29 protein-coding genes are annotated in these 16,748 nt (G+C 68.3%); all 29 read left to right on the top strand.

What is annotated here, in order from left to right; translation table 11 throughout:
• Nucleotides 1-95 precede the first annotated feature (95 nt).
• A complete protein-coding gene (locus QA861_RS10255) occupies nt 96-470 on the top strand; it encodes a hypothetical protein (RefSeq protein WP_334587937.1) in 375 nt (124 codons plus the stop codon).
• A 9-nt stretch (nt 471-479) separates the two neighbouring features.
• Entirely contained in the window at nt 480-1,148 is a 669-nt protein-coding gene (locus tag QA861_RS10250) for a ParB/Srx family N-terminal domain-containing protein (RefSeq protein ID WP_334587935.1), read from the top strand.
• Nucleotides 1,149-1,187: 39 nt separating this feature from the next.
• The gene (locus QA861_RS10245; RefSeq protein ID WP_334587933.1) at nt 1,188-1,418 is read left to right on the top strand and encodes a hypothetical protein; all 231 of its coding nucleotides are present in this window, start codon (nt 1,188-1,190) and stop codon (nt 1,416-1,418) included.
• A 5-nt stretch (nt 1,419-1,423) separates the two neighbouring features.
• Nucleotides 1,424-1,645 (top strand): hypothetical protein, encoded by a 222-nt coding sequence (locus QA861_RS10240; protein ID WP_334587931.1) that lies wholly within the window; start codon nt 1,424-1,426, stop codon nt 1,643-1,645.
• Nucleotides 1,642-1,890 (top strand): hypothetical protein, encoded by a 249-nt coding sequence (locus QA861_RS10235; protein WP_334587930.1) that lies wholly within the window; start codon nt 1,642-1,644, stop codon nt 1,888-1,890. Before QA861_RS10240 ends, QA861_RS10235 begins: the two co-directional genes overlap by 4 nt.
• Before the next feature lie 54 nt (nt 1,891-1,944).
• Complete coding sequence (locus tag QA861_RS10230) at nt 1,945-2,847, top strand: hypothetical protein (RefSeq protein ID WP_334587929.1); 903 nt, start codon at nt 1,945-1,947, stop codon at nt 2,845-2,847.
• Between the two features lie 153 nt (nt 2,848-3,000).
• Nucleotides 3,001-3,573, top strand: coding sequence for a DUF4352 domain-containing protein (locus QA861_RS10225; RefSeq protein ID WP_334587928.1), 573 nt, complete (start codon nt 3,001-3,003; stop codon nt 3,571-3,573).
• Nucleotides 3,574-3,726: 153 nt separating this feature from the next.
• A complete protein-coding gene (locus QA861_RS10220; protein ID WP_334587927.1) occupies nt 3,727-4,431 on the top strand; it encodes a hypothetical protein in 705 nt (234 codons plus the stop codon).
• Nucleotides 4,432-4,532: 101 nt separating this feature from the next.
• On the top strand, nt 4,533-4,724 hold the full coding sequence (locus QA861_RS10215) for a hypothetical protein (protein WP_334587926.1): 192 nt from the start codon (nt 4,533-4,535) through the stop codon (nt 4,722-4,724).
• Nucleotides 4,721-5,059 carry a hypothetical protein gene (locus QA861_RS10210; RefSeq protein ID WP_334587925.1) on the top strand — a complete coding sequence of 113 codons (339 nt, stop codon included), beginning with the start codon at nt 4,721-4,723 and terminating at the stop codon, nt 5,057-5,059. Before QA861_RS10215 ends, QA861_RS10210 begins: the two co-directional genes overlap by 4 nt.
• Nucleotides 5,060-5,195: 136 nt before the next feature.
• On the top strand, nt 5,196-5,438 hold the full coding sequence (locus QA861_RS10205) for a DNA-binding protein (protein ID WP_334587924.1): 243 nt from the start codon (nt 5,196-5,198) through the stop codon (nt 5,436-5,438).
• 111 nt (nt 5,439-5,549) lie between these two features.
• Complete coding sequence (locus tag QA861_RS10200) at nt 5,550-5,759, top strand: hypothetical protein (protein WP_334587923.1); 210 nt, start codon at nt 5,550-5,552, stop codon at nt 5,757-5,759.
• Nucleotides 5,760-5,903: 144 nt separating this feature from the next.
• Nucleotides 5,904-7,187, top strand: coding sequence for a collagen-like domain-containing protein (locus QA861_RS10195; RefSeq protein WP_334587922.1), 1,284 nt, complete (start codon nt 5,904-5,906; stop codon nt 7,185-7,187).
• A gap of 18 nt (nt 7,188-7,205) precedes the next feature.
• A complete protein-coding gene (locus tag QA861_RS10190) occupies nt 7,206-7,868 on the top strand; it encodes a glycosyltransferase family 2 protein (protein ID WP_334587921.1) in 663 nt (220 codons plus the stop codon).
• The gene (locus QA861_RS10185; protein WP_334587919.1) at nt 7,865-8,647 is read left to right on the top strand and encodes a class I SAM-dependent methyltransferase; all 783 of its coding nucleotides are present in this window, start codon (nt 7,865-7,867) and stop codon (nt 8,645-8,647) included. Before QA861_RS10190 ends, QA861_RS10185 begins: the two co-directional genes overlap by 4 nt.
• Nucleotides 8,644-9,894: a Rossmann-fold NAD(P)-binding domain-containing protein gene (locus QA861_RS10180; protein WP_334587917.1), complete on the top strand. Its 1,251-nt coding sequence runs from the start codon at nt 8,644-8,646 to the stop codon at nt 9,892-9,894. The genes QA861_RS10185 and QA861_RS10180 overlap by 4 nt, the downstream gene beginning before the upstream one ends.
• Nucleotides 9,894-10,484 carry a class I SAM-dependent methyltransferase gene (locus QA861_RS10175; RefSeq protein WP_334587916.1) on the top strand — a complete coding sequence of 197 codons (591 nt, stop codon included), beginning with the start codon at nt 9,894-9,896 and terminating at the stop codon, nt 10,482-10,484. The genes QA861_RS10180 and QA861_RS10175 overlap by 1 nt, the downstream gene beginning before the upstream one ends.
• A 94-nt stretch (nt 10,485-10,578) precedes the next feature.
• On the top strand, nt 10,579-11,340 hold the full coding sequence (locus QA861_RS10170; RefSeq protein ID WP_334587915.1) for a GIY-YIG nuclease family protein: 762 nt from the start codon (nt 10,579-10,581) through the stop codon (nt 11,338-11,340).
• Nucleotides 11,337-12,020 (top strand): glycosyltransferase family 2 protein, encoded by a 684-nt coding sequence (locus QA861_RS10165; RefSeq protein ID WP_334587914.1) that lies wholly within the window; start codon nt 11,337-11,339, stop codon nt 12,018-12,020. Before QA861_RS10170 ends, QA861_RS10165 begins: the two co-directional genes overlap by 4 nt.
• A gap of 19 nt (nt 12,021-12,039) precedes the next feature.
• Complete coding sequence (locus QA861_RS10160) at nt 12,040-12,225, top strand: hypothetical protein (protein WP_334587912.1); 186 nt, start codon at nt 12,040-12,042, stop codon at nt 12,223-12,225.
• A 21-nt stretch (nt 12,226-12,246) separates the two neighbouring features.
• Nucleotides 12,247-12,528 carry a hypothetical protein gene (locus QA861_RS10155; protein ID WP_334587910.1) on the top strand — a complete coding sequence of 94 codons (282 nt, stop codon included), beginning with the start codon at nt 12,247-12,249 and terminating at the stop codon, nt 12,526-12,528.
• On the top strand, nt 12,525-13,100 hold the full coding sequence (locus tag QA861_RS10150; protein ID WP_334587908.1) for a hypothetical protein: 576 nt from the start codon (nt 12,525-12,527) through the stop codon (nt 13,098-13,100). Before QA861_RS10155 ends, QA861_RS10150 begins: the two co-directional genes overlap by 4 nt.
• A gap of 75 nt (nt 13,101-13,175) precedes the next feature.
• Entirely contained in the window at nt 13,176-13,865 is a 690-nt protein-coding gene (locus QA861_RS10145) for a hypothetical protein (protein ID WP_334587906.1), read from the top strand.
• Complete coding sequence (locus QA861_RS10140; protein ID WP_334587905.1) at nt 13,858-14,061, top strand: hypothetical protein; 204 nt, start codon at nt 13,858-13,860, stop codon at nt 14,059-14,061. Before QA861_RS10145 ends, QA861_RS10140 begins: the two co-directional genes overlap by 8 nt.
• A 3-nt stretch (nt 14,062-14,064) precedes the next feature.
• Nucleotides 14,065-14,358: an HNH endonuclease signature motif containing protein gene (locus QA861_RS10135; RefSeq protein WP_334587904.1), complete on the top strand. Its 294-nt coding sequence runs from the start codon at nt 14,065-14,067 to the stop codon at nt 14,356-14,358.
• 10 nt (nt 14,359-14,368) lie between these two features.
• Nucleotides 14,369-14,575: a hypothetical protein gene (locus QA861_RS10130; RefSeq protein ID WP_334587903.1), complete on the top strand. Its 207-nt coding sequence runs from the start codon at nt 14,369-14,371 to the stop codon at nt 14,573-14,575.
• Nucleotides 14,576-14,837: 262 nt separating this feature from the next.
• Nucleotides 14,838-15,014, top strand: coding sequence for a hypothetical protein (locus QA861_RS10125; RefSeq protein WP_334587902.1), 177 nt, complete (start codon nt 14,838-14,840; stop codon nt 15,012-15,014).
• Between the two features lie 444 nt (nt 15,015-15,458).
• Nucleotides 15,459-16,085: a bifunctional DNA primase/polymerase gene (locus tag QA861_RS10120; protein WP_334587901.1), complete on the top strand. Its 627-nt coding sequence runs from the start codon at nt 15,459-15,461 to the stop codon at nt 16,083-16,085.
• Nucleotides 16,086-16,171: 86 nt separating this feature from the next.
• On the top strand, nt 16,172-16,609 hold the full coding sequence (locus QA861_RS10115; protein WP_334587900.1) for a phage terminase small subunit: 438 nt from the start codon (nt 16,172-16,174) through the stop codon (nt 16,607-16,609).
• Nucleotides 16,610-16,748 lie beyond the last annotated feature (139 nt).

The following is a 16,748-nucleotide window of genomic DNA, read 5'->3' as shown; positions in this document are numbered from 1 at the left end:
CACCGTCACCGTCCTCTACCCCGTCGACCTCCCCATCGCCGACGCTTTGGCCGCCTGACCCACTCGCCCACGCGCCACCCTCCGACAGGAGCACCATGACCACCATCGAACCCAAACCGTGGGCCCTGCTTCTGGAACTCGCCTCCCTCCTCAAGCAGCTCACCGACCGGTCGCCCGAACTGGCGGTCGCCATCCTGACCCTTCCCGCCCTGGCGAAGGCGACGCCACATCCCGAAGCCGGCACCTCCCTCCCCGGCAACCGCTTCTACCTCGGCCAGCGAGTTCAGGTCGCCATCGACGAACTCGACCTCTTCCCCGGCGTCTACCGGGCCCGGGCCGGAGACCTCGGCACCGTCACCAACGTGCCCACCGACACTGACCCCGACTATGGCGTCGTCCTCGACAACAACCCCACCGGCAAACGGCACGCCTTCGGCGACGACGACCTCGCCGACGCATCCACCGCCTAGGAGCCCGTCATGCTCGGCATCATCCCCGTCGCCGAAGTCCTCGACATGCTCACCCCCGACGACGAGACCCCCGACGGCTACACCGTGCGGGACATCCTCGACCACAAGCGGCAGTCCGAGCACTACACGAAACTCTGCGACGCGATCCGCCGAGACGGCATCGCCCTCCCCGTCATGATCCGCACCCTCGACGGGCAGCCGTGGCTCGCCGACGGGCATCACCGTGTGGCCGCCGCCATCGATCTCGGCCTCGCTGAGATCCCGTGGACCGACGACACCCTGCTGGCCGACCGCATCGAGACGATGCCCTGCCGCCTCACCCCCGGCCGCATCACCCCCGCCGCGGTCGAGGTGTTCACCCGCGGCGCCTGCGCCGGCCTGGCCGTCGCCCTCCAAGACGCTACCGGCTGGCCCATCATCGAGATCGGCCACTGTGACGGCCTGCCCTTGCACTTCATGGTCCGCCACCCCAACGGCTGCCTTGTCGACATCCGTGGCGCTCACAGCGGCGATGACGTAGGCCGCGAGTGGGAGTTCGATGCCGACAACGAAATCGTCACACTCGCCGAAGTGACACGCGCGGCAGCCCTGGACTGCTACCTCGTCGACTGCGGTGAACCAGTCCCGCTGGACCTGGTCCGCACGTTCGTGCCCGCTGTCATCGCTCTCGTCGCTTGACCTCCGTCCCTGACCACCCGACCCGACAGGATGAACCGCATGCTCTACCGCCTCATCGTCACCCGCCCCAACGGATCGCAGGCCCACTCCAGCACCGAGCCCCTGCCGGACCGTGAGGCTGTCGGCATGTCCGCACTGCGCGTCCTCGCCGACCGGAACATTGCGTTCGGCCGCGCCGGGCTCACCTTCGGCCGTCAACTGCGGGACGCGGAACTGGGCGAGACCCTCACGCACGAGTCCGGCTACGCCTTCCGGACCGAGGAGTTCTGAACCCCATGGCCGCCAAGCCGCGCCGTCCGTGGCGTGTGATCCTCACCGGCCCCGACGTCCACGCCACCTCCGACCACACCAGCGAGAACAAGGCCTTCGCGTTCGTGCGCGCCGGACTCGGCAGTGGTAGCCCCGCCGACACCGCGCGCGTCGAGCAGTGGGAAGACGGACAGTGGCGGCACTTCGAGACGATGACCGCCGACGACATGCCCAAGGAGCGACCGTGACCGCCGAGCCGTACTGCACCGGGGACCGCTGCGCCGACTGCACCCCGCCCACCCCCGACGATCCGGACGACGAATGCTGTGAAGCGACCTGCGGATGCTGCCCCCGCGTCGATGAGCACGGGAACTGCTGGCTGTCCTCCGGGTCCGAGGACGACTCCACGTACTGCTCGCAGCACGGCGAAGGCTCGCTGTGCGACCGCAGCCCCGAAGCCGAGCGGATGTACCAGATCCTCCGCAACGCCTGACCGCCACCAGCGCCATACCCTCGAACCCGCCGCACGCCCGCAAGGAGAACCCGCATGGGACGCGAAATCCGCCGAGTACCCGTCACCTTCGACTGGCCGATCAACGCGATCTGGGAAGGCTTCCTCAGCCCCGATCACCTCGACGGCGACAAGTGCCCCGACTGCGAGAACGGCTACTCGCCCCAAGCCAAGAACCTGCACGATCTCTGGTACGGGCACATCCCCTTCGACCCCACCAGCACCGGATCGGAACCCTGGCGCCCCGACACCCCCGCCATCTGGGCCCGCGCTGAACGCAACATCGCCACCGCACCCGACTACTACGGAAGCGGCGAGACCGCCATCGCCCGCGAAGCCCGGCGGCTCGCCGACCACTTCAACAACGGATGGCTGCACCACCTCGCCCAAGACGATGTTGACGCGCTCGTCGAAGCGGGACGGCTCATGGACTTCACCCACACGTGGACCCGCGAGACCGGCTGGCAGAAGAAGGACCCGGCCGTCACGCCGACCGCCGCGCAGGTCAACGAGTGGTCCCTGGCTGGGTTCGGCCACGACAGCATCAACGCGATGATCGCCGTCAACGCCCGCTGCGAACGAGAAGGCGTCAACCCCACCTGCCAGACCTGTAGCGGCCACGCCAGCATCGAGGCCTACCCCGGGCAGCGCGCAGAAGCCGAAGCGTGGGAGTCCACCGACCCGCCGAAGGGCGACGGCTGGCAACTGTGGGAGACCGTGACTGAAGGGTCCCCGATCAGCCCCGTGTTCGCCACCGCCGACGAGCTGGCCGCATGGATGTCCGACCCGGTACGCGGCGACCAGTGGGTACCCCAAGCCGCAGCAGCGAAGTTCATCGCCGACGGATGGGCGCCGTCGTTCGTCGGCAGCCCGCAGACCGGACTCGTCTCCGGAGTGGAATGGACCGGCCACCACGCCGACGACGAGCCCACCGCCTGACCCCGTCTCGTACCGCTGGCCCCGCACCCACTGGGACGGGGCTCGCGGCATGCGCGGACCACCCGATACGGTCACAGCCCCGTCACACGGCCACCACACCGGCGATACCGGCCCTACGCTCCCCCTCAACGTAATCCGCACCAGGGGGGAACCATGCACGCCCGCGCCAGACTCGCCGCCGTCACCATGACCGCCATCCTCGCCCTCACCGCCTGCAGTGGCGGAAGCACCGTCACCGACACACCCAAAGACGTGCCCGCAGCCAAGAGCACGCCGAAGACCCCGGCCAGCAAGCCGGCCGCGCCGAAGGTCGCCAAGGTCGGCGACACCATCGCCCTCGTCGGCGCCGAGGACGGCAGCGAACTCGACGTCACCGTCGTGAAGGTCGCCGACCCGGCCAAGTCGAGCGACGAGTTCACTGCCCCCGACGCCGGAAACCGGTGGATCGGCGTCCAGTTCCAACTCCTCAACACCGGCACCGCCGCCTACAACGACAGCCCCGGCAACGGCGTGAAAATCGCCGACTCGCAGGGCCAGCAGTTCACGTCGGTGTTCGCCGACATCACCGCCGGCCCATCCATGGGGAGCTCCGTCACCCTGAAGCCTGGTGCGAAAGCCCTCGGCTGGATCGTCTTCGAAGTCCCTAAGGAGTCGAAGGGTGCGGTGGTGCAGTTCACGATGGACTCCGGGTTCGCCGATCAGACCGGGGAATGGGCGCTGTCCTAGCCTGAAGTGCGGGTGCCCGGTCGTCCCGACGGACGGCCGGGCATCGTCGTGCGCGGGACAGCGCTGGGCCATTGGCCGCCTGTTGTCGGCCTCTGGTGCACCATTGGTCCAGTAGTGCCCACGCTTCCCGTTCCACCGCCGAGGAGCCGCACCATGCACGACCCCGACACGCTCGACGACTACTCCTGGCCGGTCTGCGTCACCCCGAACTGCAACCGTCAGTTGTGGGTTGCCGAAGCCACCCGCTGGGCTTGCCGTCCGTGCGAGGACAAGACGACCGCCCGCATCACTGAACTCCCCGCCCTGTTCCGGCAGCTGGATACGACGGCCGCGTTGATGAAGGGCGCCAGCCGTATCAACGGTGGCGGCTCCGGTTCGCGGACCGCGCCGATACCGCCCCGCCTCGACGTCCTCAACCTCGTCGGGCCCGGCGGCGTCGCGGCCCGGCTGTCGGCGATCGAGGACTCGTGGCGGGCCGTGCTCGGTTGGACGGTCGCACCGTGGCGCGGCAACCCGGCCGAAGCCGTGCCCGGGCTGGCCACGTTCCTCGCCAACAACCTCCTGTGGGCGTGCAGTTCCTACGGGGAGGTCGGGCAGGACATCGACGACCTGCGACGGCTGCACGCCGAATGCACGGCCCTCGTCAACGACGAACGACGGCCCGGGCGGGTGCAGATCGGCAACTGCCCCGTGCGGGTCGGAGACCGGGTGTGCTGGACGCCGCTCACCGCGACCGCCGCCAGCCACCGCGTGAGGTGCGGCGGCTGCGGGACACGGTGGGAGACGTTGGGGGAGTGGCGGGAACTCCGGGCCAGGCAAGAGACGGTGCTCGCCGAAGCGGCAGGAGTCGCGGCGTGAACGCCTGGCCGCCGGTCATCCTGAGTCTCGCAGTGCTGTACGGAGCTGCGTGCGGACTCTACGGCGTCCGCCCGGGTGCACCTCCGTGGCTGAGATGGCCGATGCCGATCTGGAACCGGATCGCGCACGACTGGCGACACCCGAAGTCCAATCTCCCGCGCCCCGACTACGCGAAGATCGAACGCCTCGAACGGGAACTCGGCCTCGTCGAACCGATCATGCCGCCTCCCGTCCTGCGCACCGTCGAACAGGACGGCGGCGAGGTCATCGAGATCAGGAGCTGGGGATCATGAACCTGGGCGACCCGCTGGACAGGTCGCGCCCCTCCTGGAAGCTGTACAGCAGACTCCTCACCCTCGGTGTATCGGTCGACGAGACCGCTGAGTTGATGAACGGGCACGCGCACGAACTCGCTGAACGCATCCGACAGGACACCACCGTCATGGGCGAGGCGGGCGACCAATACGCCCTGCTCTACGCCGACCTCATCGACCCCGAGGTGAAGCCGCGAACGAGGCCCGAGCCATCATCGAGGCCGCCCTCCGGAAGCGCGCTGCGAATAGCGGGCGGCATCTACGAACAGATCACGCCAGAGCAGTGGGAAACCGAACCGCCGGAACGACTGTGACGCACCTCTTGACTTCTCATCAGTCACATGGGTTGCGCCTCTGACCAGGGCGAGCATATTCTCTAGTTCACTCGATCTTTCTGTCTGAAGGGGCCGCCAAACAGGCGGCCCTTTTTGCGCGCCCGGGGGTGATCGAATGCCCGGGAAGCTCCTGCCGCTGGATCTCGCCGCACACGTTGCCGGTCACCCCGCTTCCACGATCCGCCGCTGGGCAGCCGAAGGGCGCCTGACCCGCCACCCGGACCGGATGCGGCGCAAGAACGGCGTCCTCTACGACTTCAACGAGCTGCCCATCGCGGAGCGAGACCCGGACACCCTGGAACTCATCCAGCCCGGCGCGACACCGCCCGTCATCGAACACGGGCAACTCGCTGCCTGATCTCCTGCGCGCGGTGGCGCAGGCCGGGCCTTGTAGCGCTACGCGCTCGGCCCACCGTCCGCCCGGCCCTAGAGGGGGACCGGGCGGACGAAGACTTCAACGGGAGGTGCCATGGTCGACCATCCCGCTTTGACGCCCCGCGAGTTGCCCGACGAACGGTCGGACTGGATGCAGCGGAACGGCGTCGCCTACTGGATCGGCTACGCGGCCCACGAGCCCCGCGACTTCGCCTACTGCATGCCACGGCGTATCGCCTGCCGCCTGTTCGGCCGCCACAACGTCACCTGCCGCGGCCGACGAGATCACCCGCGGACCTGGTGACCTGAGTCCGGGGCTGGCCGCTCACTCGGGCCCCGAACGTCCCGCCGCCCGCAGACCCCCGGTCACGGGCGGCGGGACCGCCACAACACCCGCCGCCCGGAACCTACGCCCCGGGCGGCGGGTTACAGCCAAGGGAGGTGCCAGTTGACCTTCCCCAGCGGAACCCCCGTCGTCACCCTCGTCGGCACCCTCCCCTCCGCAGTCGCGGGCACCGGCTTCGGCGGCAACATCGTCCTCACCCCGTCCGCGATCCTCACCGACGAAACCCGGCACGCCATCTACCCCGGCGGCGGCAAAGCCGCAATCACCGACGGACAGTTCACCGTCCAAGTCATCCCCAACAACGCCGCCGGCATCGCGCCCGCCGGATGGATGTGGCGCGTCGACGTCCAACCCTCACGCGGCCAACGCCTCCTCTTCTGGTGCGACATCCACGGCGCCAACGGCGCAACCATCCACCTCGACGACCTCGTACCCACGCAAGCCCCCGGCGGCGGCACCACCGGAAGCCCCGGAAAATCCGCCTACGAGATCGCCGTCGAGCAGGGCTTCAGCGGCACCATCACCCAGTGGCTGGCCTCCCTCATCGGCCCCGCAGGACCGACCGGCGCGACGGGATCGGCCGGCGTAGCGGGGACGCCAGGAGCTACCGGCGCCACCGGCCCCAAGGGCGACACCGGGGCTGCGGGCGCAACCGGCCCCGCAGGAGCCGACGGAGCGACAGGACCCCAAGGCGACCCCGGCACACAAGGACCAGCGGGAGCCACCGGCAGCCAAGGCCCGAAAGGCGACACCGGCAACCAAGGGGCACCGGGAAACGACGGAGCACCAGGCGCGGCAGGAACCGACGGACATTCCGCCTACGAGATAGCCGTCACCGAAGGCTTCGTAGGCACGGAAGCCGAATGGCTCGCCTCCCTCATCGGGCCGAAAGGCGACCAGGGAGACACGGGGCCAGCGGGCGCCGGAGCGACCCTCCGCACCGTCATCGCGCGGATCACCGACGACGCCCTCGTCGACCTCCCGTCCGCCCCTGCGTGGGTGATCGCCGTGACCTCCGTCGGAACGCCCCTCCAGTGCACGATCCCCGCAGTAGCCGGGGACCGCATCCGCATCGAGGCCGACTTCATGCGCTCCGGCGCCCACTTCCTCGACTGGGTACTCCTCGACAGTGCGGGCGCGATCGCCGTGTACGGCACCACCAGGAGCGGCACCCCGCCCGCCGAAGGCTCGCCCAGCATGTACACCAGCACGTCCTTCCCCGGCGTGCAGGGCGCCAAGCAGTTCACCGTCTCCGCCGGCCACATCAACGCCGGGACGGCGACCATCGCCCTCGCGCACCAAGGCACCAGCGCCGGCCGGGTCTACGCCCACACCACGTACCCGTTCGAACTCATGCTGACGAACATCGGCCCCGAACCCGCCTGACCGAAGGAGGCCCGCGCCATGGCCGACGACCTGCTGATCTCGGTACTGCTGCCCTCCCGAGGCCGGCCCAAAGCCCTCACGGAAAGCATCGACAGCCTCCTGAACCAGGCCGACCGGCCCGGCCGCATCCAAATTCTCATCGCAGCCGACCCGGACGACCCCGACACCGTCGACGTCGATCTACCGTGGCAGGCCAGTATGTGGACCGCGCCCGAGCGCTACGGCTACCCGCGCCTCCACGAATACGTCAACCGGCTTGCCGAACAGGCCGACGGCGCCTGGCTGATGCTGTGGAACGACGACGCCCGCATCCTCACCGACGGCTGGGACAGCATCGTCCACGAACAGGCACCCAGGGTGCTGTGGCCGCGATCGAACGACATCCCGACCTGCAACACCTTCCCCATCTGGCCCGCCGCCTGGACCCGGCACCTCGGGCACGTCAGCCTGTCGCCGCACTGCGACTCGTGGATCCAATACCTCGGCCAAACCCTCGACCGGCATGAGCGCGTCGACATCGACATCCTCCACGACCGGGCTGACCTCACCGGCGGACACGACGACGCCACCCGCGCCGAATCGTTGGCCGGCTACCGCACCGCCGACTACGGCAGCCCCGCCATGGAAGCCGCACGCGCCGCCGACGTGACCGCACTCCGCACGTTTCTGGGGGCACCGTGACCGACCCCGGCTTCTTCGAGCGCCAGACCGCAGCCTGGTCCCGGCCGCCCGTCGATGACGTGGGCTACATCCCCGCCGCTGACCTCCTGGCGCTGCCCGACGACCAACTGCGCGACCTGGTCGAACAGATGCGCGCCACCCGGTACACGGGCTGGCGCAACCACGGCGGCCTGTGGCGCGAGCTGATGGGCCTCGACGAGCCTGGCGGCCTCGACATCCTCGACCTCGGATGCGGCACCGGCGTGGAAGCCCTCGAACTCGCGCTCGCCGGAAACCGCGTCGACCTCGCCGACATCAGCGAGGAGAACCTCCACCTCGCCGTGCGGGTCCTCGGCCTGTACGCCGACCAGATCCCGCACGAGACCGGGTTGACGATCTACCGCGTGCTGGGCGAGGGTCCATACATCACCGCCGATCCCGCCTCCTACGACGTATTCCACTGCAACGGCGTCCTCCACCACATCCCGTGGGCCCGCCAGATCATGGAACGCGCCCACGAGTTGCTGCGGCCCGGCGGTTGTGTGCGGCTCATGGTCTACAGCGACCACGGCTGGCGGCAAGCCACCGGCACCGAACCCCCCGATGACGTCACCACCCACCCCGCGTTCGGGCAGTTCGTCCGCTACTTCGACCTCGTCGGCGAATACGCCGACTGGTACAGCGAAGCCCGGATCGAACAGCGCTTCGGCGATCTCTTCGACATCGAGCGCTTCGCATACCTCACCCCCAATCAGCGGTACTGCGCCGCCGTCCTACGCAAGAAGGAGACGGCCAGATGAACGTAGGCTGGCTTGGCCTTGGACGCCTTGGATTGACGTGCGCGCTCGCCCTGGCGAAGCACGGCGGCCACCAGGTCTTCGGCTACGACCCGTCGCCGCGCGCCCAGCAGATCCTCAACGGATCCGCACCGTCACCCGAAGAGGCGGGCATCGAGGAACTCCTCAACGGCGCACGACTGCTGGTCATGCCGTCACCCGCCGACGTGGTCGCAGCGAGTGACGGCATCGTCATGGTGTCCGTGCAGACCCCGCACGACCCGCGGTACGGCGGCGAGAAGCCGATCGTCGACGAGCCCGTCGACTTCGAGTACGGCTACCTCATCCAAGCCGTCCGCGACGTCGCCCAGGCAGCCGAGCAGCAGGGCAAGCAGATCACCATCGTGATCATCTCCACCGTGCTACCCGGCACCACCCGTGCCCACCTCGCACCGCTGTGCGGACCGAACGTGTGCCTCGTCTACGGTCCCTACTTCATCGCCATGTCGACAACCGTGCAGGACTTCCTCCACCCCGAGTTCGTCCTCCTCGGCTCCGACAGTCCCGGCGCGATCGCCGACGTCGCCGACCTGTACCGCACCGTCCACGACCGGCCCATCCATGCGGTGTCGATCGAATCGGCGGAGCTGACAAAGGTCGCCTACAACTGCTTCATCAGCATGAAGATCGTGTTCGCGAACATGGTCATGGAGATCTGCCAGAAGACCGGCGCCGACTGTGACGCCGTAGCCGACGGCCTCGCACTCGCCACCGACCGCATCACCTCACCCGCCTACATGCGCGGCGGCATGGGAGACAGCGGAGCCTGCCACCCACGCGACAACCAGGCCATGAGCTGGCTCGCCAACCGCCTCGACCTGTCCGTCGACCTCATGGGCTACGTCTCCAACGCGCGCGAGCAGCAGTCCGCATGGCTCGCCGACCTCGTCGAACACTGGCACCGCATGAGCGGCCTGCCCATCACGCTGCTCGGCAAGGCGTACAAGCCGAACGTCAGCCTCGTGAACGGCTCCGCCGGCCTCCTGCTCGCCGAGCAACTGCGGGACCGCGGCCTCGACGTCGAGCACCACGACCCGTTCGCCGACGGCAACATCACCGACGAAGCGCTGACGCCAGCCGTCTACGTCGTCACGACCAGGCACGACTGCTTCACCGGGTACGACATCCCCGCCGGCTCCGTGGTCATCGACCCGCACGGCTACATGCCCGACCGGCCGGGCGTCACCACCATCCGCGTAGGGAGGAAGTAGTGAGCGCCGCAGACATCATCGCCGCCTGGGATCAGCCCGATGCCCGCAACTCGATCCACCCCACTCGGGGTATCGACGAGGACGCCTACTGGGCGTCTGGGGCAAACCAGGCCGCACTGTTGGGCACTGTCCTGCCCGACGGGTGCAAGGTCATGGACTTCGGGTGCGGTGACGGCCGCGTCGCCATTCCGCTCCGGAAGCTCGGCTACGACGTCACTGGCGTCGACTCGTCGCCGAACATGCTGGCTGGGCTCGCCGAACGCGACCCCGACATGGCCACGCTCCAGTCCGACGGCAGCGACCTCGCGAAGCATCTCGGGCGCCGCAAGATGGACGCCGTCTACAGCCTCGCCGTCCTCATCCACCACGACTATGCGACCGTCGAAGCCCTGATCGGCAACCTGCGGGCCGTCGTGAAGAAGGGCGGCATTCTCGCCCTCGACTGGCCCGTCGCCGACGAACCGGCAGAGGGCGTGGCGTGGCTGGACGTCACCACCTGGAGCGTTGAGCGGCAGAACGAACTTGCTGCCGAACTCAAGATGGAACGGGTCGACGCGAACCTGCCCTGGAGCCTGTGGCGCGCCCTCTGATCCACCCACCACCCATACGCCCGCCGCTGATCCCGGCGGGAAGGAAGCCCCGACGTTCCAGGCGTCGGGGCTTCCGCATTCCCTGGAGGAAGCCGTGATTCAGCACTGCGAGAAGAGGCGCTGGGAGCGTGGCCATCACGCGATCGTCAGCCTCGATGGCGAAAAGGCAGAAGTGATTGGTTGCCTTGAGTGCGACTGGGACTCGGTCGTCTACAACGACCTCGGCGACAACCTGACTGACATGGAGCGCTTCGAGCACCGCTACGAGCAACCGACGCGCTGCATAGCGATCAACCAAAACGGAACGCGGTGCAAGCTACGCGCAGACGGTGGCGGTGCATGCGACCGACATGAAGATCGCCGGGCTCTCTGGAACAGGAGCTATGCGGAGTTTCGGTCCCCCTGGTCCCGAGTCTCGCTGCCGGAGGCTTACCGCGAGGTCTTCATTCGCGCTATTCGTGACGCCGGGCTTGTTGAAAAAGGCCAGCAGGTGAAGCGCGAAACCTTCGAGCGAGCGCGCGATCTGCGTCAAGCGTCTGTTGTGTACTTCGTCGAGCGGGACGGCCTGATCAAGATCGGAACGACGACCAACCTGCACGCCCGAATCAGGAACCTGGGGCAGGGCGGGTGCAAGATGCCCGAGGGTATGACCGTTGGGCCAGTCACCCTGCTTGCGTCGACGCCGGGCGATCGACTGGACGAGTCGAACTATCACGAGCGCTTCCGCAAGCAGCGAGTTGGCGGGGAGTGGTTCCGCCCAAACAAGGCGCTCCTCCGACTGGTAGAGGATCTGCAGCGAGCTGAGCGTAGTGGCAACCGGGACATCCTGGACCAGGTGCTGGCGGAGGCCGGATGACCGTCGCCGTCGTCATCCCGTGGCGACCCGGCACTCCGGAGCGCAACGCCCACCACGAGGTCGTCCGTGCTCACCTCCGGGCCCTGCTGCCCGACGCGATCCATCTCGACGTCGACAGCGGGCACACGCCGTTCTCCCGGGCCGGATCACGCAACGAAGGCGTCCGGCAAGCGCAGGCGGCCGGAGCCGACGTCGTCGTCATCTGTGACGCCGACACTCTCGTCGAAGCCGAACCCCTCCACGCCGCCATCACTGCGGCAGCCGACGGCGTCATGCACCTCCCGTACACCTGGTACCGAGGCCTCACCCAACGCGGCACCATCGACCACCTCGCCGGTGCGCCAGCCGACCAATGCCCCGCCGAACTCGAACACCAATGGGCAACCGGCGGCATCATCGTCATCCAGCCCGACGCCTGGTGGCGAGCGGGTGGCATGGACGAACGGTTCAGCGGCTGGGGGCACGAGGACGCCGCCTATCGCATCGCAGCCGACGCACTCCTCGGACCGACCGTCGCCCACCCGGGCACCATCACACACCTGTGGCACCCATCCGAAGTCGGCCACGGCAGCCCCCAGCACATCGCCAACGGGCAGCACTGCCAGCGCTACGTCGACGCCACCGGCGATCCCGACGCCATCCAGGCGATCATCGCCGAACGGGCCGTCATCCCCGCCTGACTCGCCGGAGGCCCGCGCCATGCCTACCCCGGACTACCAGCGCATCGCCGAACTCGAACGCGAACTCGGCATCGGCCAACCGCCCGAACCGGAACGCGGCATCTACCCGGGCCCGCCCGTATGCCTGATCAAGGACTGCAACGGCGACGACTACGAACTCCGGACCTGGTCTGGCGTACTACTCCGTCGCATCCACCAGCACTGAACCCACGGAAGGCCCGCGCCCATGGCTTCCCCCGTACCCGACCTGCCCCTGTGGGCATGGAACCTCGTCATCGCCATGCAGCGGCACGAAGAACTGCACGGCAAAAGCGACGGCTGCCTGAGCGGCGTCCTCAACGCCGTACCGCCCGAAGTCCGCGACCAGGCCGCCGCGATCAGCGGCTACATCCAGAAAGCCAGCGGCCACCAACTAGCCGACCAGGCAGAGCAGACCTTCAGCAAGATCATGGGCGCGTTCTTCGGTAAGCCCGCCGAGGAGCCACAGGAAGCCGACGTGGCGCCGTGATGGATCTCCACGCCTGGATCACCCAGCAAGTCGACCGCGTCGAGGCGGGCGTGCGCGCCGAACTGCAAGGCCGACGTGTCGCCTTCAAGCCCAGCGGCGACGGGCCCGTCATCACCGGGGCCGTCACCGAGGTGAAGCAGACGCCCGACGGGCCGCAACTCACCATCGCCCAGTACGACGTCGAACCGATCGGCGAAGACGTCACGGACGCACAGCCCGTCTTCGCGGCACTGCGCCGCTGCGAGGCGGACCGCCGCATCCTCGCCCGACACGCGCTCGACCCTGCGGCGGCGAACACTCCCCGCGCGGCAGCCTGCGACGGATGCGGAGTCGAGTGGGTGCAGGACTACTGCGACCCCGTCACCGACAACCTCAACGACTGCCCCGAGCTGCTCGACCTCGCGCACGCCCACGGCATCACACCCGAGACCCTCGCCGGACTCGACCGGCCGGAGCTGCCCGAACCGACACCGGCACAGAAGCGGCGCCTCCGCGAACGTGCCCGCCTGACCGTGCCCATCACCACCAGCGACGTGCCCGAAGCACTACGCGGACCCCGCTGGAAGCCCTAACCCCACCGCACAGGAGCCCGCGCCATGGCCCGCCTGTAAATCCTCGAACTCCCCACCGAACACCACGGCGACGACATGATCACGCCGTTCGTGCTCGTCATCGACCAGATGCCCAAGGACGACGCCGCGTTCGAAGCGCTGCGCTGTGACCTCGGCTTCGCGACAGCCCAGCAGACCGGCGCCCGAGCCGTCCTCGTCTTCGAAGACACCATCGACATCCCCGCCAACGAGACGCCCGTCGACCCCGACGGATACCCGCTGAAGATCCGCGTCGAGCCCGACTTCGAGACGTTCCGCCAGCAGGTGCAGGAAGAGATCCTTGCCGCGCAAGGGAAGATCACAACGGCCCTGAAGACGAGCACACCGGAAGCCGAAGGGCCCACCTGCCGATACTGCGGCGCCGACTGTATCGACGGGCGCTCCTGGGACGGCGGCGACCTGTACGCCTGCCCCGCCTGCTCGGACTGGCGAGCCAAGCTGAACCAGCAGAAGGCCGCCATCACCGACGCCCTCGGCATGGACCGCACCCGCGACTGGGACGACATCCGCAACGCCGCACGCGGCCTCCGCAAGGAACGCGGCGCGCAAGCCGAAGCTCTGGAGCGTGTCCGCAACCTCCACCGGCCCGTCGACCATAGAGGCAGCGCCATCTGTGGCGAGTGCTCCGCCTACGCCGGGAGCAGCACCGACAACGCGCCCGTCGCGCACGACCAATGCGGCACGCTGCGCGCGCTCGTGACCGATCGGCCTGCACCCGATGCCTGACGTCACCGTCAAGCTGTCCGACGGCGTCCGCGAGATCACCGTCGAGGTCACCGGCGCCGACGACGCACTCCGGCGAGCCGAAGAGACAGCCGTCCGGCTGTACGGGGTCGCCGTCGCCAGCAGCCCCACCGACCGGCGCGCCGGCTTCGCAGGCTGGTCACCCAGCAGCAACACCGAACGCAGCCCCGAGGAGTAGGCCATGCCCGGAGGCTGGGGCTCAAGCAACCGCAAGGCGAGGCTTCCGTCAGGGTGGCCGAAGATCCGGGCGCGCATCCTCGCGAGGGACCCGATCTGCAAGATCTGCTCGGTGAGGCCCAGCCGGTTCTGCGATCACATCGTGGCCAAGGCCGACCTCAACGGGGATGCCGATCTTCAGGGTGTGTGTGGACCCTGCCACGACGCGAAGAGCAGCCGCGAGGGCAACGACGCGCAGCGCGCCAACCCGCGGCCCGGACGGAAGCGCCCCGGCGAGGCGCATCCCGGACTGCTGTGAGGCGGTGACCATGCCCGCCTACCTGATCCAACATGCAGCCAGCCAGCGCGGCGACATGCTCATCGAAGACCCCGCCCTCACCCTCAACATCCGCGACGGCTGGGCCATCCTCACCGACGACCAAGGCATCGCCGTCGCACTCCCCACCGAACAAGTCGCCTGCATCACCCGGGTAGACGAACCCCAAGACCAGGAGCCCGCGCCGCAGAAGGAGTGAGAGCTGTGGCAACTCGCGCCAAAGGCAACCGCCGCATCGTCCGCGAAGGACGGCGCTACTGGAGCGATCAGCCCACCAGCCGGGGCAAGGCGGCCGGCATCGGATGGGCCCCGCACTCCGGGGCGTGGACGCGCTGTGTGGCCAGGACGAGCCGGTTCCTAGGACCTCGGGCGAAGGGATATTGCAACCTTCGCATGCATCAGGCGATCGGGATCTACGCAGGTTCGCGTGCGAACCGCGGGAAGTCCAAGAGCGGCAAGCGGTGACCAGCACGCTTCATGTCACGCCGATCGCCGACCTGGTCGGCCACGACACCACCACGGCCGAGCCCGACTGTGTGTGCGGGTCTGAGGTCAGGCCAGTCACCGAGGAGGACGAGTCGGTCGGCTGGCTACTGGTGCATCACTCCCTCGACGGCAGGGAGCAGGGTGGGCGGTAGGGGTAGGTCGCGCGCCGGCTGCGGCACGGCAGGGGACGGAGGACGGGTGAGTACGGTAGGTGCAGTCCAGGTCCAGTGTCCCGAGTGCGACGCGCTCACACCGATCGACCTGATCCTCGGAGGTCGACGCGACAGCGCGACTCGGTGATCACGTCGATGCTGTCGTGACGACCTTGATGGTGCATGTCCGGACATGCGATCAAAGGTAATTTGATCTTCATTTCAAGATCCAACATCGAAACGGACATAGGGGACATACCCCCTCCCCATGATCCTTTAGGATCGGGGCCGTATAGCACCTGACATCCCCCCGGGTTTCCAGGGCCCTGACCTGCGGTGATGTTGGGAGCGCGCGAGACACCCCCCACCCCCTTTCGGTCGCAGATCGGTAACAGTGCAGGTCAAGCCGCTGTAGTCGTTAACAGCCTCCGCTATCCTGGTCTCATGCCAGGGACGCTTCAGAGGTGCGAGCACTGCGGGGGAGAGCTGCCGGTCGTGCACCGGTCGGACCGCCGCTACTGCTCGAACTCGCATCGCGTCCTGGCGGCCCGCGCACGGAAGGTCGAGCGTGAAGCCGCCGTAGTCGTAGAGCAGCAGGCCCGTATCCCGGCCGAGTTGACGTCTCGTCCTCGCTGGGTGCGACACAAGGACAAGGTGCCGATGCGCACGGACGGCCGCTTCGCCTCGGTGAAGGACCCGTCATCCTGGTCGGACTACCGGACGGTTGCGGCTTCGAGCACCGGTGACGGTGTCGGCTTCGTCCTGACGGCCGGTGACGGCATCGTGGTCGTCGACCTGGACCATGCCGTTGAGGGCGGTCGGGTGCTGCCGTGGGCGCAGGCGATCGTGGACCAGCTGCCACCGACATACATGGAGCGCGGCCGGTCCGGTACGGGCCTGCACCTGTGGTTCCGTGGCGCAGTGCCGCACGGCCGGCGTATCCGGCGGGGGGAGTTGGCGTTCGAGGTGTACTCGGACGGCCGTTACATGATCGTGGGCGACCGGGTTCCGGGTACGCCTCTCAGTCTTGCCGTGCTGCCTGATGCGGCCGGTTTGATCGCCTCGCTCTGACGCCCCGGCGGCGTCCCCGAGTTGGGGTGTCGTTGTTTCCAGCCCTCTGTGCGCCCTGGTGGCGTGCTCTGACCCTGGAGGTCGTCATGGGCGCTCGTGGACCTATCGGTAAGCGCTCCGAGGAGCGCATGGGTCATCGCTCGAAGGAAGAGAAGGACACGGTCACGAAGGCGCCGTCTGGGGCGCCTGTCGACGTGCCGGACCTGCCCGATGCGGATCCCTTGTGGCATCCCATCGCCTCGGACTGGTACTTGTCGCTGCGCGAGTCGGGCCAGGCCGCGTTCTATCAGCCGTCGGACTGGGCGGTGGCCCGGTATGCCGCGGACCTGATGTCGAAGGTGCTGCTGTCGGAGCGTGGCCCGAACGGCCAGTTGGTGGCCGCGCTGAACTCGGTGATGTCGTCGCTGCTGACGACGGAGGGTGACCGGCGGCGGGCACGAATGGAGCTGGAGCGGAAGCCGGCCAGCCCCAAGCTGGCGTCGGTGAGCCCGCTGGATTCCTATCGTGACCTCGCCGGAGGTTGAGGAGCAGGTCCCGGACGTCGTCGTACCGTTCACGCTCGGCCCGACGTGGAAGCGTGGCCCGGACGGCAAGTTCGTGCTGCCCGAGTACACGCTGGGCTGGCACTGTCTGGCGTGGACCAAGACGTACCTGCAGCACTAC

The sequence above is a fragment of the Streptomyces sp. B21-083 genome (assembly GCF_036898825.1).
GTDB lineage: Bacteria > Actinomycetota > Actinomycetes > Streptomycetales > Streptomycetaceae > Streptomyces.
Note: the sequence above shows the minus strand (reverse complement) of the source record. Positions and strands in the feature narration are given on the sequence as shown.

Bases quoted from the DNA above. Each gene is read 5' to 3' on its own strand.
- QA861_RS10255 (WP_334587937.1), top strand. From the start codon at position 96: ATGACCACCATCGAACCCAAACCGTGGGCCCTGCTTCTGGAACTCGCC.
- QA861_RS10250 (WP_334587935.1), top strand. From the start codon at position 480: ATGCTCGGCATCATCCCCGTCGCCGAAGTCCTCGACATGCTCACCCCC.
- QA861_RS10245 (WP_334587933.1), top strand. From the start codon at position 1,188: ATGCTCTACCGCCTCATCGTCACCCGCCCCAACGGATCGCAGGCCCAC.
- QA861_RS10240 (WP_334587931.1), top strand. From the start codon at position 1,424: ATGGCCGCCAAGCCGCGCCGTCCGTGGCGTGTGATCCTCACCGGCCCC.
- QA861_RS10230 (WP_334587929.1), top strand. From the start codon at position 1,945: ATGGGACGCGAAATCCGCCGAGTACCCGTCACCTTCGACTGGCCGATC.
- QA861_RS10225 (WP_334587928.1), top strand. From the start codon at position 3,001: ATGCACGCCCGCGCCAGACTCGCCGCCGTCACCATGACCGCCATCCTC.
- QA861_RS10220 (WP_334587927.1), top strand. From the start codon at position 3,727: ATGCACGACCCCGACACGCTCGACGACTACTCCTGGCCGGTCTGCGTC.
- QA861_RS10215 (WP_334587926.1), top strand. From the start codon at position 4,533: ATGCCGATCTGGAACCGGATCGCGCACGACTGGCGACACCCGAAGTCC.
- QA861_RS10210 (WP_334587925.1), top strand. From the start codon at position 4,721: ATGAACCTGGGCGACCCGCTGGACAGGTCGCGCCCCTCCTGGAAGCTG.
- QA861_RS10205 (WP_334587924.1), top strand. From the start codon at position 5,196: ATGCCCGGGAAGCTCCTGCCGCTGGATCTCGCCGCACACGTTGCCGGT.
- QA861_RS10200 (WP_334587923.1), top strand. From the start codon at position 5,550: ATGGTCGACCATCCCGCTTTGACGCCCCGCGAGTTGCCCGACGAACGG.
- QA861_RS10190 (WP_334587921.1), top strand. From the start codon at position 7,206: ATGGCCGACGACCTGCTGATCTCGGTACTGCTGCCCTCCCGAGGCCGG.
- QA861_RS10180 (WP_334587917.1), top strand. From the start codon at position 8,644: ATGAACGTAGGCTGGCTTGGCCTTGGACGCCTTGGATTGACGTGCGCG.
- QA861_RS10165 (WP_334587914.1), top strand. From the start codon at position 11,337: ATGACCGTCGCCGTCGTCATCCCGTGGCGACCCGGCACTCCGGAGCGC.
- QA861_RS10160 (WP_334587912.1), top strand. From the start codon at position 12,040: ATGCCTACCCCGGACTACCAGCGCATCGCCGAACTCGAACGCGAACTC.
- QA861_RS10155 (WP_334587910.1), top strand. From the start codon at position 12,247: ATGGCTTCCCCCGTACCCGACCTGCCCCTGTGGGCATGGAACCTCGTC.
- QA861_RS10145 (WP_334587906.1), top strand. From the start codon at position 13,176: ATGATCACGCCGTTCGTGCTCGTCATCGACCAGATGCCCAAGGACGAC.
- QA861_RS10140 (WP_334587905.1), top strand. From the start codon at position 13,858: ATGCCTGACGTCACCGTCAAGCTGTCCGACGGCGTCCGCGAGATCACC.
- QA861_RS10135 (WP_334587904.1), top strand. From the start codon at position 14,065: ATGCCCGGAGGCTGGGGCTCAAGCAACCGCAAGGCGAGGCTTCCGTCA.
- QA861_RS10130 (WP_334587903.1), top strand. From the start codon at position 14,369: ATGCCCGCCTACCTGATCCAACATGCAGCCAGCCAGCGCGGCGACATG.
- QA861_RS10120 (WP_334587901.1), top strand. From the start codon at position 15,459: ATGCCAGGGACGCTTCAGAGGTGCGAGCACTGCGGGGGAGAGCTGCCG.
- QA861_RS10115 (WP_334587900.1), top strand. From the start codon at position 16,172: ATGGGCGCTCGTGGACCTATCGGTAAGCGCTCCGAGGAGCGCATGGGT.